The organism is Cellulophaga fucicola (assembly GCF_900119145.1).
GTDB lineage: Bacteria > Bacteroidota > Bacteroidia > Flavobacteriales > Flavobacteriaceae > Cellulophaga > Cellulophaga fucicola.
Map to the genome: position 1 here is coordinate 30,804 of NZ_FPIY01000001.1, position 19,142 is coordinate 49,945.

Here is a 19,142-nt window from a genome sequence, read left to right on the forward strand (position 1 = left end):
TTAAACTACGGTAAAAGCCAAGTAACAAGGGGTTTTGCTTAGATTTTATAAAAATAACTAAATTTAAATAATAGATTTCTGTTTTTATTTTATGACAGAATGACTGAAATATAATTATGCGAGATTCAGAATTTGACAATTTGGCGCTGAAAGGTATTAATGAAGAAGCAGAGCTTATACCATTATTAACGCCAGAAGACGAGGAGGAGATGAGTAATGAGCAGCTGCCAGAAACACTACCTATATTGCCCTTACGTAATACGGTATTATTTCCAGGTGTTGTTGTGCCTATTACAGCTGGTAGAGACGCGTCTATACACTTAATTAAAGATGCTAATAATGGCTCTAAAGTTATTGGTGTTGTAGCGCAAAAAGATGAAGAAACAGAAAATCCAGGTATAGACGATATACATACTTTAGGTACTGTTGCTAGAATATTACGTGTTTTAAAAATGCCAGATGGTAATACAACCGTAATTATACAGGGTAAAAAAAGATTCGAAGTTGCTGAGGTTTTAACAGAAAAACCATATATGACGGCTACTGTACGCGAAACTAAAGAGGTTAGGGAAGAAGAAGATACGCCAGAATTTAAAGCTATAATAGAGTCTATTAAAGAAATGGCTTTAAAAGTAATTTCTGAAAGTCCAAATATACCTAGTGAGGCTTCTTTTGCTATAAAGAATATAGAAAGCAATTCTTTTTTAATAAACTTTGTATCATCTAACTTAAGATTACCAGTAAAAGATAAGCAAGCGTTATTAGAGATTGAAAACTTAAAAGAAAGAGCTTTAGCTACATTAAAGTTTATGAATGTTGAAATGCAGAAATTGCAATTAAAAAACGACATTCAGTCTCGCGTACGTACAGATATGGATCGCCAACAAAGAGAATACTTTTTGCATCAGCAAATGAGAACCATACAAGAAGAATTGGGTGGTGGCGCTACGGCAGAAGATGAGTTGGCTGAACTTAGAGAAAGGGCGAAAGACAAAAAGTTTACTAAAAAAGAAAGAGAGTACTTTAATAAGGAGTTAAACAAAATGCAACGTATGAATCCGCAAGTGGCGGAATATGCTATACAACGTAATTACTTAGATTTTTTTGTAGACTTACCATGGGGAGATTATTCTACAGATAAGTTCGATTTAAAAGAGGCTCAAAGAATATTAGATAGAGATCATTACGGTTTAGAAGATGTAAAAAAGAGAATTATAGAATATCTAGCGGTGTTAAAACTGCGTAATGATATGAAATCTCCTATTTTATGTCTTTATGGACCTCCAGGAACAGGAAAAACATCTTTAGGTAAATCTATAGCAGAGGCTTTAGGTAGAAGTTATGTTAGAATGTCTTTAGGTGGTTTAAGAGATGAGTCTGAAATTAGAGGTCACCGTAAAACCTACATTGGTGCAATGCCAGGTAGAGTTTTAAAAAACATTAAAAAAGCAGAACACTCTAACCCTGTTTTTGTATTAGACGAAATAGATAAACTATCTAACAGTCATCAAGGAGACCCTTCTTCTGCAATGTTAGAGGTTTTAGATCCTGAGCAAAACAATGAGTTCTATGATAATTTCTTAGAGCTTGGCTACGATTTATCTAAGGTGATGTTTATTGCTACGGCAAATAATCTAGGAGCTATACAGCCAGCACTTAGAGACCGTATGGAGATTATAAATGTATCTGGTTATACTATTGAAGAAAAGGTAGAGATAGCTAAAAGACATTTGTTGCCAAAACAATTAAAAGAGCACGGTTTAAAGCCTAAAGATTTAAAAATTGGAAAGGCACAATTAGAGAAAATTGTAGAAGGTTATACAAGAGAATCTGGTGTGCGTTCTTTAGATAAGCAAATAGCTAAAATGGTGCGTTATGCAGCAAAATCTATCGCAACAGAAGAAGAGTACGAGGTGAAAATTACCAATGAAGTTATAGAAAAAGTTTTAGGTCCTGCAAGGTTAGAAAGAGATAAGTACGAGAATAATGATGTTGCAGGAGTTGTAACAGGTTTAGCTTGGACTAGTGTTGGAGGCGATATTTTATTTATAGAGTCTATTTTATCTAAGGGTAAGGGAGCTATGAATATTACGGGTAACCTTGGTAAGGTAATGAAGGAGTCTGCTACCATAGCATTAGAGTACATAAAATCTAATGCAGAAAATTTTGGTATTAAAGATGAGGTTTTTGAGAAGTACAACGTACATATACACGTACCAGAAGGAGCAACACCAAAAGACGGTCCTAGTGCAGGTATAACTATGTTAACGTCTCTAGTGTCTTTATTTACACAACGTAAAATTAAAAAGAGCTTGGCTATGACAGGTGAAATTACATTACGTGGTAAAGTATTGCCAGTTGGTGGTATTAAAGAAAAAATATTGGCTGCTAAACGTGCTAGAATTAAAGAAATAATCCTGTGCGAAGAAAACAGAAAAGATATTTTAGAAATTAAAGAAGATTATCTAAAAGGTCTTACCTTTCATTATGTAACAGATATGAGTCAGGTTATAGAAATTGCTATAACAGATCAGAAAGTAAAAAACGCAAAGAAAATCTAGAATACTAAGGGCTATTTAATTAAATTTAGGTAGCCTTTAGTTTAAGTATATAAATATGAGAAAAATTACCATAGCAATAGATGGTTATTCATCTACCGGAAAAAGTACAATTGCAAAGCAACTAGCAAAAGCTCTAGGTTATGTTTATGTAGATACAGGAGCAATGTATAGAGCGGTAACTTTATATGCTATAAGAAAAGGTTTTGTTTCAGATACCAGTGATAATTTTACTGTATTAATAGAAGCTTTACCAAACATAAATGTAAAATTTGTACATAATGATGAATTAGGTTTTTCAGAAATGTTTTTAAATGATGAAAACGTAGAAAAAGAAATTAGATCATTAGCGGTTTCTGGGCAAGTAAGTAAGGTGGCGGCTGTAAAAGAAGTGCGTACAAAGCTAGTAGAAATGCAAAAGGAAATGGGTAAGGAAAAAGGCATTGTAATGGACGGTAGAGATATTGGTTCTGTTGTTTTTCCTGATGCAGAATTTAAGGTGTTTATGACTGCTTCTCCAGAAACAAGAGCACACAGACGTTATAAAGAACTATTAGATAGGGGAGATGATGTGACTTATGAAGAAGTTCTAAAAAATGTTAGAAGTAGAGACTATATAGACTCTAACCGTAAAGAATCACCATTATTATTAGCTAAAGATGCTATTGAATTTGATAATAGTGATATGGGGCTTGTAGAGCAATTTGAGCGAATGCATAATTACGCATTACGTATTATAGAAAAAGAATAGTAAAAAAAACGGCAATCTAAAACTAGATTGCCGTTTTCTTTTAACCACTGTATTTTATAAATTTGGTATTACCAAAACTTGGTCAGGGTGTATAACGTCAGGATTTTTTAAGACACTAGTGTTAGCCTCAAAAATTTGCTTGTATTTCATTGGATCTCCGTAATAATGCTTAGCAATTTTACTTAAAGAATCACCACCTTTTACAGTATGTCTGTGGTATACAGATTCGTCTTCAACAGAAATGTTAGCTGTTACATCTGCAGGACTATCACCACCAACTTCTTTAATTTTATCCCAAATTAGGTTTTTCTCGTACTGCGTAGCAGCTTGTCCTTTTATTTTTAAAACGCCACCTTCTTCAGTTACGTTACCATCTTTAATTGCTAATTTTTCACCAAGATCTAAAACAGATTGGTATTTCGCTTTTACGCTCATAATGTTTATTATTTATAGTTAATTAATATGCTCAATATACTAAAAATTACATCAATTTTAAAGTAAAAAATCTAAAAAAATAGAGCGGGTAGCTAATGTCTTGAGAATTAGTTAAAAGCAGTACTTGTTTTAGTAAGTATTTAGTTGTATTTTTGCACCCCTTTTTTAACGGTAGTGTAAGAGAAAAAGGGGATAACAAAATTTATATAACATCTTTTGTAGTGGAAGTTTAACTCTTATAACATTACAAAATACAAATTTTAATCAGCAAATGGCTGAAGACAAAAAAAACGCTCAAGTAGAGGAATCTACAACGGCACCAGAAGTAAAAGCAGTAACACCTAAACAAGATCCAAAAGCATTTTTGGCTGAATTTGATTGGGATAAGTACGAAGAAGGAATTGAGCGTGTAGACGATTCTAAATTAGAAGAGTTTGAAGCGATGGTTGCTGAAAACTTCGTAGATACTGCAGATGAAGAGGTAGTTACAGGTACAGTTGTTCATTTAACTGAGCGTGAAGCTATTATTGATATTAACGCTAAATCTGAAGGTGTTATATCATTAAACGAATTTCGTTACAATCCAGATCTTAAGGTTGGAGACAGCGTTGAGGTTTTAATTGATATTCGTGAAGACAGAAGTGGACAATTAGTATTATCTCACAGAAAAGCTAGAACAATCAAGGCTTGGGACAGAGTTAATAACGCTTGTGAAAAAGAAGAAATCGTTAATGGTTTTGTTAAATGCAGAACTAAAGGTGGTATGATCGTAGATGTATTTGGAATTGAAGCATTCTTGCCAGGTTCTCAAATAGACGTGAAGCCAATTAGAGATTACGATCAGTATGTTGGTAAAAACATGGAATTCAAGGTTGTTAAGATTAACCAAGAATTTAAGAACGTAGTTGTTTCTCATAAAGCATTAATTGAAGCTGATATTGAAGAACAGAAGAAAGAAATCATTGGTCAATTAGAAAAAGGACAAGTATTAGAAGGTGTTGTTAAAAACATTACTTCTTACGGTGTGTTTATTGATCTTGGTGGTGTAGATGGTTTAATCCATATTACAGATCTTTCTTGGTCTAGAATTAACCATCCAAATGAGGTTGTTGAGTTAGATCAGAAAATGAATGTTGTAATTTTAGATTTTGATGATAACAAATCTAGAATTCAATTAGGTCTTAAGCAGTTAGAGAAGCACCCATGGGAAGCGTTAAGCGAAGACATGAAAGTTGGTGACAAAGTTAAAGGTAAAGTAGTTGTTATAGCAGATTACGGTGCATTTATTGAAGTTGCTGAAGGTGTTGAAGGTTTAGTACACGTTTCTGAAATGTCTTGGTCTACGCACTTGCGTTCTGCTCAAGATTTCGTAAAAGTTGGAGATGAGATAGAAGCTCAAATCTTAACTTTAGATCGTGACGATCGTAAAATGTCACTTGGTATTAAGCAATTAACTCCAGATCCATGGACTGATATTGTAACTAAATACCCAGTTAACTCTAAGCATAAAGGTATTGTACGTAACTTTACTAACTTTGGTGTGTTTGTAGAAATGGAAGAAGGTATAGATGGTTTAATCTATATTTCTGATCTTTCTTGGACTAAGAAAATTAAGCACCCATCTGAGTTTGTAACTGTTGGTGAAACTTTAGAAGTAGAGGTATTAGAATTAGATGTAGATGCACGTAAACTTAGTTTAGGTCATAAACAAACTACTGATAACCCTTGGGATAAATACGAAACTGAATTCGCTTTAGATACAGTACATAAAGGTACTATAGATGAAATGGTAGACAAAGGAGCAATTGTTAACTTTAACGAAGACATTGCAGCATTTGTACCAACTCGTCACTTAGAGAAAGAAGACGGTAAGAAAATTGAAAAAGGTGAAGAAGCAGACTTTAAAATAATTGAATTCAATAAAGAATTTAAGAGAGTTGTTGCTAGTCATACTGCAATTTTTAGAGAAGAAGAACAACGTAATGTAAAAGCAGCTGTTAAGAGACAATCAGCAGCAGCAGACGAAGCTAAGCCAACTTTAGGTGATGCTAACGAAGCTTTACAAGCGTTAAAAGATAAAATGGACGCGGCTAACAAAAAGTAAGCTCACATTTTAATAAATTTTAAAAGCCTAGACGAAAGTTTAGGCTTTTTTTTATGCATAAAAATGAACAGCTAAATTGCTGTTATGTAGTTCATTTTATAACCTATTTAATCTTCTAAGTTTTAAAAAATAGAAACATATAAATAAAGAGTTTAGTTTATTTAACTACTTTACGTATAAATTGCTATTTTTGTGTAGCAAAAGTCTTGGTATCCTAACCTATGAGTAAAAAAGTACTACTTTCCTCTAAAGAAATCCAAATCATATTAAATAGATTGGCTTGTCAGTTATTAGAAAATCATTCAGATTTTAAAGACACCGTCTTAATAGGGTTGCAGCCACGTGGCACATTTTTAGCAAAAAGACTTACAGATCTTTTAACAAAAGAATATGGTGTTAAAGAAATAAACTTAGGTTCTTTAGATATCACTTTCTATAGAGATGACTTTAGAAGAGGAGATAAAACCCTAGAAGCAAGTAAAACTCACATAGATTTTTTAGTTGAAGATAAAAAAGTAGTCTTTATAGATGACGTACTTTATACAGGACGAAGCATTAGATCTGCATTAACGGCAATACAATCTTTTGGTAGACCTGCAGAAATAGAATTACTAACCTTAATAGATCGTAGATTTAGCAGACATTTACCAATACAACCTAATTATAGAGGTAGGCAAGTAGATGTTATTAACGGTGAAAAGGTACAAGTACTTTGGCAAGAGAATGAAGGACAAGATATTGTCTATTTAATAAATGAATAAAACAACGAAAATGAGCGAATTGAGTGTAAAGCACTTATTAGGAATAAAATATCTTAACAAAAACGATATTAATCTCATTTTTGAAACCGCTGATCATTTTAAAGAAGTTATTAATAGATCTATTAAAAAAGTACCTTCTTTAAGAGATGTTACAATAGCTAACGTTTTTTTTGAAAACAGTACAAGAACTAAACTCTCTTTTGAGTTAGCAGAAAAAAGACTTTCTGCAGATGTTATTAATTTTTCTGCAGCTCAATCATCCGTAAAAAAAGGAGAAACCTTAATAGATACAGTTAACAATATATTATCTATGAAAGTAGATATGGTTGTTATGCGTCATCCAAACCCTGGAGCAGGTGTATTTTTGTCTAAGCACGTAAATGCATCAATTATAAATGCAGGTGACGGTGCGCATGAGCACCCAACACAAGCTTTGTTAGATTCTTATTCTATAAGAGAGAAGCTAGGAGAAGTTGCTGGTAAAAATGTAGTTATTGTGGGTGATATTTTACACTCAAGAGTAGCTTTGTCTAATATCTTAGCTTTAAAATTACAAGGGGCAAATGTTAAGGTTTGCGGACCAAAAACATTAATTCCAAAACATATAGAGTCTTTAGGGGTAACAGTAGAAACAGATCTACGTAAAGCGCTTAATTGGTGCGATGTTGCTAACATGTTACGCGTACAAAACGAACGTATGGATATTAGTTATTTTCCAACAACTAGAGAATATACCCAGCAATTTGGCGTAAACAAAGCATTGCTAGAAAGTCTAGATAAAGAAATAGTAATAATGCACCCAGGACCAATAAACAGGGGAGTAGAGATTACTAGTGATGTTGCAGACTCTAATCAATCTATAATCCTAGATCAGGTAGAAAATGGCGTAGCCGTACGTATGGCTGTTATTTATTTACTGGCATCTAAAATAAAATAATACATTATGGTTTTTGAAAAAGATGGTACAACAACAATTGTGGATCAAGAGAACATCTCTTTAGCAAAATTTTTAGAAAATTTAAACAACGCCTACGATAAAATAAAGAACGATCATATTATTGTAAATCTTTTTTCGTTTTCTGCGTTAACCACTTCAGATGTGTTAGAGTTTTTAGACTTGTCTAATACGCATAGAGCTTCTAATAAATCTTTTGTTTTGGTTACTAACAAAGTTTCTTATGATGATGTGCCAGAAGAAATTTCTGTAGTTCCTACCATAAAAGAAGCCAGAGATATTGTAGAAATGGAAGAAATAGAACGTGATTTAGGCATTTAATTTTAGAGATATTATTTTTTAATAGTAAATAAGTTATTTCTGTTTGCTGTTTTTTATCATATTAACTTATCAATTACAACTATTTTGCAATTAACAGTATTAGGTTGCCACGCAGCTACGCCACGTACACTGGCTAACCCTACATCTCAGACATTAGATATTAGAGGACATTTATTTTTAATAGATTGTGGGGAAGGTACGCAAGTGCAACTTAGAAAGAGTAAGCTTAAGTTTTCTAGAATAAAACATATATTTATATCTCACTTACATGGCGATCATTTTTTTGGTTTACCAGGACTAGTATCTACTTTTAGATTATTGGGTAGGGAAAACGAACTACATATTTACGGACCAAAAGGTATAAAAGAGGCAATAACGATGCTGTTAAAACTTGGAGATTCATGGACAAATTATCCACTTTATTTTCACGAGTTAACCAGTAAAGAATCTATCGTAGTTTTTGAAGATGATAAAATAAAAGTATCTACTATACCGCTAAATCATAGAATTTACACAAACGGTTTTTTGTTTCAGGAAAAGGAGGTGGATCGTAAACTAAATATTGAGGCTGTTACTGCTTTTGGTATTGATAAATGTTACTATCAAAAAATAAAAAACGGAAAAGACATTACTTTAGATAATGGTAATGTGGTTTCTAATACAAAGTTAACTTTTGATCCGCCTAAACCAAAAAGTTATGCTTTTTGTAGTGATACTGTTTTTGAGCCAAGTATAGTTCCTATTATTAAAGATGTAGATGTTTTATATCATGAAGCTACATTTTTAGATTCTGAAGCCGAGTTAGCAACAAAAACAAAGCATTCTACAGCAAAACAAGCGGCTATAATAGCTAAAGATGCAAATGTTGGTGCTTTAGTATTAGGTCACTATTCTACACGTTATAAATCTACCGACTTATTTAAACAAGAAGCAGAAGAGGTTTTTAAGCCTGTGTTTTTGGGAGAAGATGGTAAAGCCTTCAATTTTTAAGCCTAACAACAGTTATCTATTTTATAAACTTTATCTTTGCCCGCTTTTTAAAGTTTGGGAATAACTAGTATATGTTCTGGTTTTGTACTGAATAGATTGCTTAACTATACAACAAACTTTAAAATGCAATAATTTATAATTTAGTATGGAGAAGTTAAAAGGAGTGTTATATGTCCTTATTGGGGCAGCTAGCTATGGTGTGTTAGCAACATTTGTTAAAAAAGCTAACTTAGAAGGGTTTAGTACTAGTGGGTTAAATACATTACAATATCTTATTGGTTTTGTTGGTGTTGCTTTATTGGCTTTGCTAAACAAGAAGAACCGTACTGTTGCAAAAACAAAAGAAAATAATAACGGAAAATTAAAGCTTGTGCTTTTTGGTACTGCAGCAGGTTTAACCAGTTATTTTTATTATTTAAGTCTTAATTATATTCCTGTTTCTGTTGCAATTATTTTTTTAATGCAGGCCATTTGGTTGGGTGTTGTATTAGAGATGATATTAAGTAGAAAGGTAGATAAACTTAAGTTATTTGGTAGTATACTGGTTGTAATAGGTACTTTATTTGCGGTAAATGTTTTTCAGGAAAGTCAATCTATAGATCCAAAAGGTTTTGTTTTGGGTATTATGGCAAGTATATGTTATACAGCTACATTGTATGCCTCTAACACAGTTGCGGTTAACTTACCCAATATGGTTAGGAGTAAATATTTGGTATTGGGTGGTTTATTAATTGTTTTGTTAATATGGAATACTGCGCTTATATCGGAATTTGATTATGCTAGTTTAAGTTTCTGGAAGTACGGATTGTTTTTGGGTTTTTTCGGAGCTGTTTTGCCTCCAATTGCATTTAACAAAGGGTTTCCTATTACAGGTATTGGCTTAGGTAGTATTTTAACATCATTAGAAATTCCTGTTTCTATTTTAACGGCAAGCCTAATTTTGCATGAAGAAATTAAAGGCATACAATGGTTTGGTGTTTTTGTTATTATTATTTCTGTTGCAGTTATTAACTACAAGAGTATAGTTAACGATATTAAAAACACTAAAAACGAGTCTGCTTCTGCCTAAATAATTGCTAAATTTGTAGTTGTAAATACGGTATTGTTTTAAGTTTTTAGAATGATGTTGTTTGCGTTATAAAATTAGACATCACGTTATGAAAAAGGATTTAGGAAACTATAGAAAATCGTACCAGAAAAGTGAACTTTTAGAAGGTGGAGTATCAGAGAATCCAATAGAGTTATTTCAAAAATGGTTTTATGAGGTTGAAGCTGCAGATGGTATAGATGAGCCAAATGCTATGACAATTTCTACCATAGGATTAGATGGTTTTCCTAAAAGTAGAGTGGTTCTATTAAAAAAATATACGCACGAGGGTTTTATTTTTTATACCAATTACGAAAGTGAAAAAGGCAAAGCAATAGCTAATAATCCTAATATGTGTGTGTCTTTTTTTTGGCCTAATCTAGAAAGACAGGTCATTATTAAAGGGAAAGCAGAGAAAATAGCAGAAAATTTATCTGATGGTTATTTTGAGTCTAGGCCAGATGGCAGTAAGCTAGGTGCAATAGTATCAGACCAAAGCACGGTTATACCTTCTAGAGAATATTTAGAAGCCAAATTAAAATCGCTAGAAGAAGAATATCAGAATAAAGAAATAGAAAGACCAAAACACTGGGGCGGGTATATTGTAAAACCTGTTTCTATAGAGTTTTGGCAGGGAAGACCAAATAGGTTGCATGACCGAATTAGGTACGAGTTGCAAGAAGATTATAATTGGAAGATTGAAAGGCTTGCGCCTTAATAAGCTTATTGGTTTTAATGGAGTTTGATAAGTAGTAGTTGTACCAATTATGGTTGCGTTGCTAGCTTCTATATACAGAAGTAATTTGTATCTTTGTTTCCCAATAAAAAATGCTGTAATTAATTAAGAATGAAGAAGAAAGTAGCTTTTTATACACTAGGTTGTAAACTAAACTTTTCAGAAACTTCTACCATAGCACGTAGCTTTGTAGATGAAGGTTTTGATAGGGTAGATTTTGCAGAAGCTGCAGATATGTATGTAATTAATACATGTTCTGTTACAGAAAATGCAGATAAAAGATTTAAATCTATAGTAAAGCAAGCTCAAAAGAAAAATCCAGATGCTTTTGTTGCGGCAGTTGGTTGTTATGCACAGTTAAAGCCAGAAGAATTAGCCGCGGTAGACGGTGTAGATTTGGTTTTGGGGGCAACAGAAAAATTTAAAATTACAGATTACATAAACGATTTGTCTAAAAACGATTTTGGAGAAGTACATTCTTGTGAAATTGAAGAGGTAGATTTTTATGTTGGTAGTTATGCAATAGGAGACAGGACTCGCGCTTTTTTAAAGGTGCAAGATGGTTGCGATTATAAATGTACGTATTGTACTATTCCGTTAGCAAGAGGTATTTCTAGAAGTGATACTTTGGATAACGTTTTAAAAAACGCAGCAGAAATAGCGACAAAAAATATAAAAGAAATTGTGCTTACCGGTGTTAATATTGGTGATTATGGTAAAGGTGAATTTGGAAATAAAAAGCACCAGCATACGTTTTTAGACCTAGTAAAGGCTTTAGATACTGTTGAAGGTATTAACAGGCTTAGAATATCTTCTATAGAACCAAATCTGTTAAAGAACGAGACTATTGAATTTGTATCTAAAAGTAATTCTTTTGTGCCACATTTTCATATTCCGTTACAGAGTGGTAGCGATGCTATTCTAAAATTAATGCGTCGTAGGTATTTAACTAATTTATATATAGATCGTGTTGCTAAAATTAGAGAAGTAATGCCACACGCTTGTGTAGGTGTAGATGTTATTGTTGGTTTCCCTGGAGAAACAGATGAGCACTTTTTAGAAACATATCATTTTTTAAATGAATTAGATATATCCTACTTACATGTTTTTACGTATTCTGAAAGAGATAATACGGTAGCAGCATCTATGGACAATGTAGTGCCTAAGAATGTTAGAGCAAAGCGAAGTAAAATGCTTAGAGGTTTATCTGTTAAAAAGCGTAGAGCTTTTTATGAAAGTCAGCTTGGTACAACAAGAACAGTTTTGTTCGAGAGTGAAAATAAAGAAGGATATATAAATGGTTTTACAGAGAATTATGTAAAAGTAAAAGCTCCTTGGAATCCGGAATTGGTAAATACATTACATAAGATAGAGCTAACAGAAATAGATGAAGATGGCTTAGTCAGATTCGATTTTGTAAATACAATAGCCACAGTATAAAAAAAATGAGCTAAAAAGTATAATAACTTTTTAGCTCATTTTTTATTTTTTTTTAGATACGTATACCTATTGGTAGCATTTCTTTATATAGTCTTTTGTTTTTTCTTAAAAAACTTGCTACATCTGGACTAGTAGGGACTACTCGCATATTCTTTTCTTGAATATCACTTAAAACGGCTTTGATAAAGTTTTCTTTAAAATCTACAGCTACAATCTCTTCAGGAATAATTAGTTTTGTTAAAAACACTTTGCGTTCTTGTGAAGAGTATTCTAATTTAGCCAAGTGTCCATTAACTTTAGTTTCATACTGGCGTAAAAAACTATTGTCTTTAATCTCTACTTCATTCATATAGTATATGGTTTTAAATTGTAGTTAAAATATGCGTCAATGTGTTCAAAAATGACGATATTTAGATAAGTTTTATCATAAAATACTTACTATAAATAAGTGATGATAACCTCACAAAGTTACGTCAAAAATACGTAAAAACCTAGTTTTCAATTTACTAAACACTTAGTTGTCTTAATATATGATTAACGTTTACTTAATGCCTGGTATGGCTGCTAATCCATCGATATTTAAAAATATTAAACTGCCGGAAGAGACTTTTAATCAGCATTTATTAGAGTGGTTTGTGCCCAGTAAAGGTATGTCTCTAGAAGAATACGCAATAGAGATGTGTACTAAAATTACACATACAGACGTTGTATTAATAGGTATTTCTTTTGGAGGTATCTTGGTGCAAGAGATGGCAAAGCATATAAGAACCAAAAAAGTAATTCTAATATCTAGTGTAAAAACTAAATACGAACTTCCAAAACGTATGCGCTTAGCTAAGTTTACAAAAGCGTATAAACTACTACCAACGGGCTTGGTAACTAATATGGAGGTTTTGGGTAAGTATGCCTTTGGAGAAACTGTAACAAAGCGTTTAGAGTTGTATGAAGAGTACTTATCTGTTAAGGATAAGTATTATTTAGATTGGTCTTTAGATCAGATGATAAATTGGGAGCAGACAGAATACGACCCTAATTTGGTACATATTCACGGAGATAACGACCCTGTTTTTCCTATAAAATATATAAAAGATTGTATTCCTGTGTCTAAGGGAACTCATATTATGATTATAAATAGGTTTAAGTGGTTTAATGAGCATTTGCCACAAATAATTTTAGAATAGATAAGGTATTTAATATCTTTGGTAAGAATTGAATTTAATAAAGAAATAGGTAGAAGATGAAAGTTGTAAAAAGTATACTAATGTTTTTAGGAGTGGTTTTAGTGGCAGGTTCACTAATGTTTGCAGTGCAGAGTAGTGCAGTTGTACCACAAGAAAATAATGAAGAAGCTGCCGATATAGCTCCAGATAATGGATACAGAGTATCGTCAATAGAAATTCCGGCAGATTTAAATTTTGCAGGAGAATCTGTGCCGTTAACAGATCCAGAGGTTATGGAGCGTATAGATCGTGAGTTTTTGGTAAACACTTACTGGCAGTCTAATGCTTTGTTGTTAATGAAAAGAGCAAATAAGTACTTTCCTATAATTGAACCAATTTTAGCAAAAAATGGTGTGCCAGACGATTTTAAATATTTAGCTGTTGCAGAAAGTGGATTGCAAAACGTAGTATCGCCAGCAGGTGCAACTGGTTTTTGGCAAATTATGAGAGCTACAGGTAAAGAATATGGTTTAGAGGTTAATGATAACGTAGATGAACGCTATCATATTCAAAAATCTACAGAGGTTGCTTGTAGGTACTTAAAAAAATACAAAGAGAAATTTGGTAATTGGACATTAGCTGCTGCGTCTTACAATGCAGGGGCAGGTGCTATTAACAAATATTTAAATCAGCAAAAAGTAGATTCTTATTACGATTTGCTATTAGGGCAGGAGACAGGTAGATACCTTTTTAGAATAATGGCTATTAAAGAAATATTATCTGCTCCAGACAAATATGGTTTTGAGATTTCTGAAAAAGATATGTATAATGCTGTGCCTAGTTTTACTGTAGATGTAGATGTTCCAGTATCTAACTTTGCTGACTTTGCAAATGAGTACGAGATTAACTACAAGGTATTAAAAAGACACAACCCTTGGTTAAGAGAGCCACATTTAAATAACAACTCTAGAAAAAAATATACTATTGAAATTCCTAATAAAGGATATTACAAGATAGATTAGTAACAAGTTACTTTTAATAAAAAAGCCCTTAAAACATATGTTTTAAGGGCTTTTTTTGTAATGTATAATTTATAAAGAATTAGATTTTTTTCATCTGTTGTTTCATCATCTTTATTTGATCTGCAAGCATATTCTGCTTGTCTAGCTTTTTAGCTTCATTTAAAAGCATTGTAGCTTCTCTTTTACGTCTTTTCTGCATAGCTATACCAGCTAAACTTAATTTAGCCATAGCCATATCATAATCCATTGTTAAGCCAAGCTTAAGTGCTTTTTTAAAGTACTTTTCAGCTTGAGTTAAGTTTGTTTGAGAAAATATAATTCCATGTAAGTAGTTATAATAACCTTGTTGTTTAACGGTTAAAGCTCCCTCTGGATTTTTAATTTTAGTTAACCAATTTTGAGTTCCAGCAAGATCTTGCTTTCTCATCTTTAAAAAGGCAAGTAAAATAATTTCGTTTCTAAAGTAGAAGAATACAAATACAAGAGAAAGGAGAATAAGGGCAATGCCATTACCTATATTACCTTCTATAAATTGATAAACTGCGTAAGCTATGATTAAGGCTGCAATGCCTATTTTAATGTTTTTATTGAACATATTATTTTTATTCTATTGTTTTATAAGTAATTGTTGATGTAATCTTAGTTGGTATTTTTTGATCTCCTAACATAGCTACACTAGAGCTTCCCTTGTAAGATCCGGTAACAGTCATTTCCTTAATAAAGCCAGTTTTAGCATTTGCTGTAACCTTGGTAGATTGTGAACCTTTTAATTCCATAGAAGTAGCAGCCTCATTAACACTCATAACTACATCAGCCTCACAGCTAAGTGTAGTAGTGGTTGCATTTATAGCATTTAAAGTCCAATTATTTTTAGTGCTTAATTTTCCTGAGTATGCATTTTTCCATGTATCACCGCTAGCAACTTTTTCTCCAGAATTAGGATAGATATATGTCATTTGTTTAAAACTGTTGGCTAAACCATCAGAACCATATTCTTTACCTAATGAAGTTCTAATTGTATTTATGGTATTGCTATCTGTTACACCAGAAGCGTTAATCATTTTATCAATTAAATCTTCGCCGCCAGTAACATTAGTAATATTACCATTGTTAGCTAAAACAATTTTAACAGGAGTATTTAAAATAGAATTAAACATAGTAGATTGTATGTCTCCTTCATTAACATTTTTAGCTTTTACATCCATTAAAACACCCTGCAGATTAGATGTCATCTTCATATTTAAGTCTGTAAAAGACATTTCTAGTACGTAGGCACCATCTTTTTTCTCTAAAACTTTCATCTTATACTCACCAAAAATATCGTTAGTAAGCTCGTGAGACATACCTTCCATTTCTTGAGTAATTACTTGTTGTGCATTTTGTTGTACAATAAAAGTATCGCCAACAGAAAGTTTGTATTCTAAATTAGATTGGGCTTTAATGACTAGAGAGCATAGTAAAACCGTGGCAAGAAAGAATAATTTTTTCATTTAAAAATAGTGTTATAAATTTGCAAATGCAAAAGTACTAAAAACAAACTAAAATATTTTATTAATTAGGTTTGCTAATGAAAAAACTCTTTGTATATTTGCGCCCAGCTTTTATAGAGCAGAATTAAAGTTAAGATTTTACATTACATTATTATAAAGATATTCTAGTATGCCGAAAAGAACGTTTCAACCATCAAAGAGAAAGAGAAAAAATAAACACGGTTTTAGAGAGCGTATGGCTTCTGTAAACGGTAGAAAAGTTTTAGCAAGAAGAAGAGCTAAGGGTAGAAAAAAACTTACTGTATCTTCTGAGTTGAGACATAAGAAATAATGATTATATATATTATAAAATAATAAAGGTGTTACTTTTTTAAAAGTAGCACCTTTTTTTTGACCTAATCGTACGTATACTACGTTTTTAATTACACCCAAAACAATAAAATAAGTTACAATGCCGAAAAGAGAAGACATTAAATCTATTTTAATAATAGGTTCTGGACCAATAGTAATAGGGCAAGCATGTGAATTTGATTATTCTGGTTCACAAGCATTACGTTCTTTGCGTGAAGATGGAATAGAGACAATCTTAATTAATAGCAACCCAGCTACAATTATGACAGATCCAACAATGGCGGATCATGTGTACTTAAAACCATTGACAACAAAATCTATTATAGAAATCTTAAAAAATCATCCAAATATAGATGCTGTTTTGCCAACAATGGGTGGGCAAACTGCATTAAATCTGTGTATAGAGGCAGACGAAAAAGGAATTTGGGAAGATTTTAATGTAGAGATAATAGGTGTAGATATAGACGCTATTAATATTACAGAAGATCGCGAAAAATTTAGAGAGCTAATGCTTAAAATTGGTGTTGGTATGGCGCCACAAGCAACAGCAACTTCTTTTTTAAAGGGTAAAGAAATAGCTCAGGAATTTGGTTTTCCGTTAGTAATTAGAGCTTCTTATACTTTAGGTGGTGCAGGAGCTTCTATAGTTTACAAACCAGAAGATTTTGATGAGTTACTTAGTGTAGGATTAGAGATTTCTCCTATACATGAAGTAATGATTGATAAAGCATTACTAGGTTGGAAAGAATACGAATTAGAGTTATTACGTGATAAAAATGATAACGTTGTTATTATTTGTGCTATAGAAAATATGGATCCTATGGGGATACATACAGGAGATTCTATAACTGTAGCTCCTGCTATGACATTGTCTGATGCTACTTACCAAAGAATGCGAGATATGGCTATCCATATGATGCGTAGTATTGGTGACTTTGCAGGTGGTTGTAATGTGCAGTTTGCAGTTAGTCCGGATGAAAAAGAAGATATTATCGCAATTGAAATTAACCCAAGGGTTTCTAGATCATCTGCATTAGCATCTAAAGCAACAGGGTATCCTATTGCTAAAATAGCTTCTAAATTAGCTATTGGTTATAACTTAGATGAATTAGATAACCAAATTACTAAATCTACATCTGCTTTATTTGAGCCTACTTTAGATTATGTTATTGTAAAAATACCACGTTGGAATTTTGATAAATTTGAAGGGTCTGATAGAACTTTAGGTTTACAGATGAAATCTGTAGGTGAAGTTATGGGTATTGGCCGTTCTTTTCAAGAAGCATTGCACAAGGCAACACAGTCTTTAGAAATTAAACGTAATGGTTTAGGTGCAGATGGTAAAGGTTATAAAGATTATGACCAAATAATACAAAAACTTACAGTACCAAGCTGGGACAGAGTTTTTGTTATATATGATGCAATACAGTTAGGAATTCCTTTAAGTAGAATTCATGAAATAACTAAAATAGATATGTGGTTCTTACGTCAGTATGAAGAATTACATCACCTAGAAAAAGAAATTTCTAAGTACACAGTAGAAAGTTTACCAAGAGAGTTATTGTTAGAAGCAAAGCAAAAAGGTTTTGCAGACAGACAAATAGCACATATGTTAGACTGTTACGAGAGTGAAGTACATAAAAAACGTTCTGCACAAGGCATAAACAGAGTATTTAAATTAGTAGATACTTGTGCTGCAGAATTTAAGGCAATGACACCTTATTACTACTCTACTTTTGAAGAAGAGATAGAAACTCCAGACGGTAAACGTTATGTACAGAATGATAGTGTTGTAAGTGATAAGAAAAAAGTTGTAGTACTAGGTTCTGGACCAAACAGAATAGGGCAAGGTATAGAATTTGATTATTGCTGTGTGCACGGTGTTTTAGCAGCTGCAGAATGTGGTTACGAGACTATAATGATTAACTGTAACCCAGAAACGGTTTCTACCGATTTTGATACAGCTGACAAATTATATTTTGAACCAGTTTTCTGGGAGCATATTTATGATATTATTCAGCATGAAAAACCAGAAGGTGTTATTGTACAATTAGGCGGACAAACAGCTTTAAAGCTTGCAGAAAAATTATCTAAATATGGTATAAAAATTATAGGAACTAGTTTTGAATCTTTAGATTTAGCTGAAGACAGAGGTAGTTTCTCTAAAATGTTATTAGAGAATAATATACCTTTTCCTAAGTACGGTATAGCAGAAACTGCAGATGAGGCTTTAGAATTAGCAGACGAGTTAGACTTTCCGTTATTAGTTAGACCATCTTATGTATTAGGAGGTCAAGGAATGAAAATTGTAATAAACAAAGCAGAGCTAGAAGAGCACGTTGTTAATTTATTAAAATCTATTCCAGGAAATAAACTTCTTTTAGATCACTACTTAGATGGTGCAATAGAGGCAGAGGCAGATGCTATTTGTGACGGGGAAGATGTTTACATTATAGGCATTATGGAGCATATAGAACCTTGTGGTGTACACTCAGGAGATTCTAATGCAACATTACCACCTTTTAATTTGGGTGAGTTTGTAATGCAGCAAATAAAAGACCATACTAAAAAGATAGCATTAGCATTAAATACAGTAGGTTTAATAAACATACAGTTTGCTATTAAGGATGATATGGTATACATTATAGAGGCCAATCCTAGAGCATCTAGAACAGTTCCTTTTATAGCAAAAGCATACAAAGAACCGTATGTAAATTACGCTACAAAGGTAATGTTAGGAGAGAAAAAAGTAAAAGACTTTAATTTTAACCCTCAATTAGAAGGTTTTGCAATTAAGCAACCTGTTTTTTCTTTCAATAAATTTCCTAATGTAAACAAGAATTTAGGTCCAGAGATGAAGAGTACTGGAGAAAGCATCTTGTTTATAGATAGTTTAAAAGATGATGAGTTTTACAACTTATATGCAAGACGTAAAATGTACTTAAGCAAATAGTGTAAAGTTTTTACAAATAAAAAATCCC

At 32.3% G+C, this 19,142-nt stretch carries 18 protein-coding genes; 14 read left to right on the plus strand and 4 right to left on the minus strand.

Annotated elements, in window-relative coordinates:
- Positions 1 to 116: 116 nt before the first annotated feature.
- Positions 117 to 2,561: an endopeptidase La gene (gene lon / locus BT107_RS00150; protein ID WP_072301745.1), complete on the plus strand. Its 2,445-nt coding sequence runs from the start codon at positions 117 to 119 to the stop codon at positions 2,559 to 2,561.
- A 55-nt stretch (positions 2,562 to 2,616) separates the two neighbouring features.
- Positions 2,617 to 3,309, plus strand: coding sequence for a (d)CMP kinase (gene cmk / locus BT107_RS00155; RefSeq protein WP_072301746.1), 693 nt, complete (start codon positions 2,617 to 2,619; stop codon positions 3,307 to 3,309).
- Between the two features lie 54 nt (positions 3,310 to 3,363).
- Here cmk and BT107_RS00160 read toward each other — a convergent pair whose 3' ends face one another.
- Positions 3,364 to 3,744 carry a LysM peptidoglycan-binding domain-containing protein gene (locus BT107_RS00160; protein WP_072301747.1) on the minus strand — a complete coding sequence of 127 codons (381 nt, stop codon included), beginning with the start codon at positions 3,742 to 3,744 and terminating at the stop codon, positions 3,364 to 3,366.
- A gap of 271 nt (positions 3,745 to 4,015) precedes the next feature.
- On the opposite strand from BT107_RS00160, the gene rpsA reads away from it, so the two are divergent.
- The 8 genes from rpsA (at position 4,016) to mtaB (ending at position 12,138) form a co-directional block, all read left to right on the plus strand.
- Positions 4,016 to 5,848: a 30S ribosomal protein S1 gene (gene rpsA / locus BT107_RS00165; protein WP_072301748.1), complete on the plus strand. Its 1,833-nt coding sequence runs from the start codon at positions 4,016 to 4,018 to the stop codon at positions 5,846 to 5,848.
- Positions 5,849 to 6,069: 221 nt separating this feature from the next.
- On the plus strand, positions 6,070 to 6,609 hold the full coding sequence (gene pyrR, locus BT107_RS00170; protein ID WP_072301749.1) for a bifunctional pyr operon transcriptional regulator/uracil phosphoribosyltransferase PyrR: 540 nt from the start codon (positions 6,070 to 6,072) through the stop codon (positions 6,607 to 6,609).
- Between the two features lie 10 nt (positions 6,610 to 6,619).
- Positions 6,620 to 7,546, plus strand: coding sequence for an aspartate carbamoyltransferase catalytic subunit (locus BT107_RS00175; protein WP_072302861.1), 927 nt, complete (start codon positions 6,620 to 6,622; stop codon positions 7,544 to 7,546).
- A gap of 6 nt (positions 7,547 to 7,552) precedes the next feature.
- The gene (locus tag BT107_RS00180) at positions 7,553 to 7,885 is read left to right on the plus strand and encodes a ribonuclease Z (RefSeq protein ID WP_072301750.1); all 333 of its coding nucleotides are present in this window, start codon (positions 7,553 to 7,555) and stop codon (positions 7,883 to 7,885) included.
- Positions 7,886 to 7,969: 84 nt separating this feature from the next.
- The gene (locus BT107_RS00185) at positions 7,970 to 8,875 is read left to right on the plus strand and encodes a ribonuclease Z (protein WP_072301751.1); all 906 of its coding nucleotides are present in this window, start codon (positions 7,970 to 7,972) and stop codon (positions 8,873 to 8,875) included.
- 145 nt (positions 8,876 to 9,020) lie between these two features.
- Entirely contained in the window at positions 9,021 to 9,944 is a 924-nt protein-coding gene (locus BT107_RS00190; protein ID WP_072301752.1) for an EamA family transporter, read from the plus strand.
- Between the two features lie 88 nt (positions 9,945 to 10,032).
- Positions 10,033 to 10,680, plus strand: coding sequence for a pyridoxamine 5'-phosphate oxidase (gene pdxH / locus BT107_RS00195; RefSeq protein WP_072301753.1), 648 nt, complete (start codon positions 10,033 to 10,035; stop codon positions 10,678 to 10,680).
- 129 nt (positions 10,681 to 10,809) lie between these two features.
- Positions 10,810 to 12,138, plus strand: coding sequence for a tRNA (N(6)-L-threonylcarbamoyladenosine(37)-C(2))-methylthiotransferase MtaB (gene mtaB / locus BT107_RS00200; protein ID WP_072301754.1), 1,329 nt, complete (start codon positions 10,810 to 10,812; stop codon positions 12,136 to 12,138).
- Between the two features lie 52 nt (positions 12,139 to 12,190).
- On the opposite strand, the gene BT107_RS00205 is transcribed toward mtaB, so the two are convergent.
- The gene (locus BT107_RS00205) at positions 12,191 to 12,487 is read right to left on the minus strand and encodes an N-acetyltransferase (protein ID WP_072301755.1); all 297 of its coding nucleotides are present in this window, start codon (positions 12,485 to 12,487) and stop codon (positions 12,191 to 12,193) included.
- A 181-nt stretch (positions 12,488 to 12,668) separates the two neighbouring features.
- On the opposite strand from BT107_RS00205, the gene BT107_RS00210 reads away from it, so the two are divergent.
- Both BT107_RS00210 and BT107_RS00215 read left to right on the plus strand, forming a co-directional pair.
- The gene (locus BT107_RS00210; protein WP_072301756.1) at positions 12,669 to 13,319 is read left to right on the plus strand and encodes an alpha/beta hydrolase family protein; all 651 of its coding nucleotides are present in this window, start codon (positions 12,669 to 12,671) and stop codon (positions 13,317 to 13,319) included.
- 56 nt (positions 13,320 to 13,375) lie between these two features.
- Complete coding sequence (locus BT107_RS00215) at positions 13,376 to 14,320, plus strand: lytic transglycosylase domain-containing protein (protein ID WP_072301757.1); 945 nt, start codon at positions 13,376 to 13,378, stop codon at positions 14,318 to 14,320.
- 79 nt (positions 14,321 to 14,399) lie between these two features.
- Here the strand turns inward: BT107_RS00215 and BT107_RS00220 are convergent, their stop codons facing one another.
- Together BT107_RS00220 and BT107_RS00225 are read right to left on the minus strand one after the other, a co-directional pair.
- Complete coding sequence (locus BT107_RS00220) at positions 14,400 to 14,915, minus strand: hypothetical protein (protein ID WP_072301758.1); 516 nt, start codon at positions 14,913 to 14,915, stop codon at positions 14,400 to 14,402.
- 7 nt (positions 14,916 to 14,922) lie between these two features.
- Entirely contained in the window at positions 14,923 to 15,810 is an 888-nt protein-coding gene (locus tag BT107_RS00225; RefSeq protein WP_072301759.1) for a DUF6263 family protein, read from the minus strand.
- Between the two features lie 169 nt (positions 15,811 to 15,979).
- Between BT107_RS00225 and rpmH the strand changes: the two genes are divergently transcribed.
- Positions 15,980 to 16,141 (plus strand): 50S ribosomal protein L34, encoded by a 162-nt coding sequence (gene rpmH, locus BT107_RS00230; RefSeq protein WP_013619748.1) that lies wholly within the window; start codon positions 15,980 to 15,982, stop codon positions 16,139 to 16,141.
- A 120-nt stretch (positions 16,142 to 16,261) separates the two neighbouring features.
- Positions 16,262 to 19,114, plus strand: coding sequence for a carbamoyl-phosphate synthase large subunit (carB, locus tag BT107_RS00235; protein ID WP_072301760.1), 2,853 nt, complete (start codon positions 16,262 to 16,264; stop codon positions 19,112 to 19,114).
- Positions 19,115 to 19,142: the final 28 nt, after the last annotated feature.

Coding starts and splice junctions, on each gene's coding strand:
- pyrR (WP_072301749.1), top strand. CDS start 6,070: ATGAGTAAAAAAGTACTACTTTCCTCTAAAGAAATCCAAATCATATTA.
- BT107_RS00190 (WP_072301752.1), top strand. CDS start 9,021: ATGGAGAAGTTAAAAGGAGTGTTATATGTCCTTATTGGGGCAGCTAGC.
- pdxH (WP_072301753.1), top strand. CDS start 10,033: ATGAAAAAGGATTTAGGAAACTATAGAAAATCGTACCAGAAAAGTGAA.
- rpsA (WP_072301748.1), top strand. CDS start 4,016: ATGGCTGAAGACAAAAAAAACGCTCAAGTAGAGGAATCTACAACGGCA.
- carB (WP_072301760.1), top strand. CDS start 16,262: ATGCCGAAAAGAGAAGACATTAAATCTATTTTAATAATAGGTTCTGGA.
- cmk (WP_072301746.1), top strand. CDS start 2,617: ATGAGAAAAATTACCATAGCAATAGATGGTTATTCATCTACCGGAAAA.
- BT107_RS00210 (WP_072301756.1), top strand. CDS start 12,669: ATGATTAACGTTTACTTAATGCCTGGTATGGCTGCTAATCCATCGATA.
- BT107_RS00175 (WP_072302861.1), top strand. CDS start 6,620: ATGAGCGAATTGAGTGTAAAGCACTTATTAGGAATAAAATATCTTAAC.
- BT107_RS00160 (WP_072301747.1), bottom strand. CDS start 3,744: ATGAGCGTAAAAGCGAAATACCAATCTGTTTTAGATCTTGGTGAAAAA.
- lon (WP_072301745.1), top strand. CDS start 117: ATGCGAGATTCAGAATTTGACAATTTGGCGCTGAAAGGTATTAATGAA.
- BT107_RS00220 (WP_072301758.1), bottom strand. CDS start 14,915: ATGTTCAATAAAAACATTAAAATAGGCATTGCAGCCTTAATCATAGCT.
- BT107_RS00180 (WP_072301750.1), top strand. CDS start 7,553: ATGGTTTTTGAAAAAGATGGTACAACAACAATTGTGGATCAAGAGAAC.
- rpmH (WP_013619748.1), top strand. CDS start 15,980: ATGCCGAAAAGAACGTTTCAACCATCAAAGAGAAAGAGAAAAAATAAA.
- BT107_RS00215 (WP_072301757.1), top strand. CDS start 13,376: ATGAAAGTTGTAAAAAGTATACTAATGTTTTTAGGAGTGGTTTTAGTG.
- BT107_RS00225 (WP_072301759.1), bottom strand. CDS start 15,810: ATGAAAAAATTATTCTTTCTTGCCACGGTTTTACTATGCTCTCTAGTC.
- BT107_RS00205 (WP_072301755.1), bottom strand. CDS start 12,487: ATGAATGAAGTAGAGATTAAAGACAATAGTTTTTTACGCCAGTATGAA.
- mtaB (WP_072301754.1), top strand. CDS start 10,810: ATGAAGAAGAAAGTAGCTTTTTATACACTAGGTTGTAAACTAAACTTT.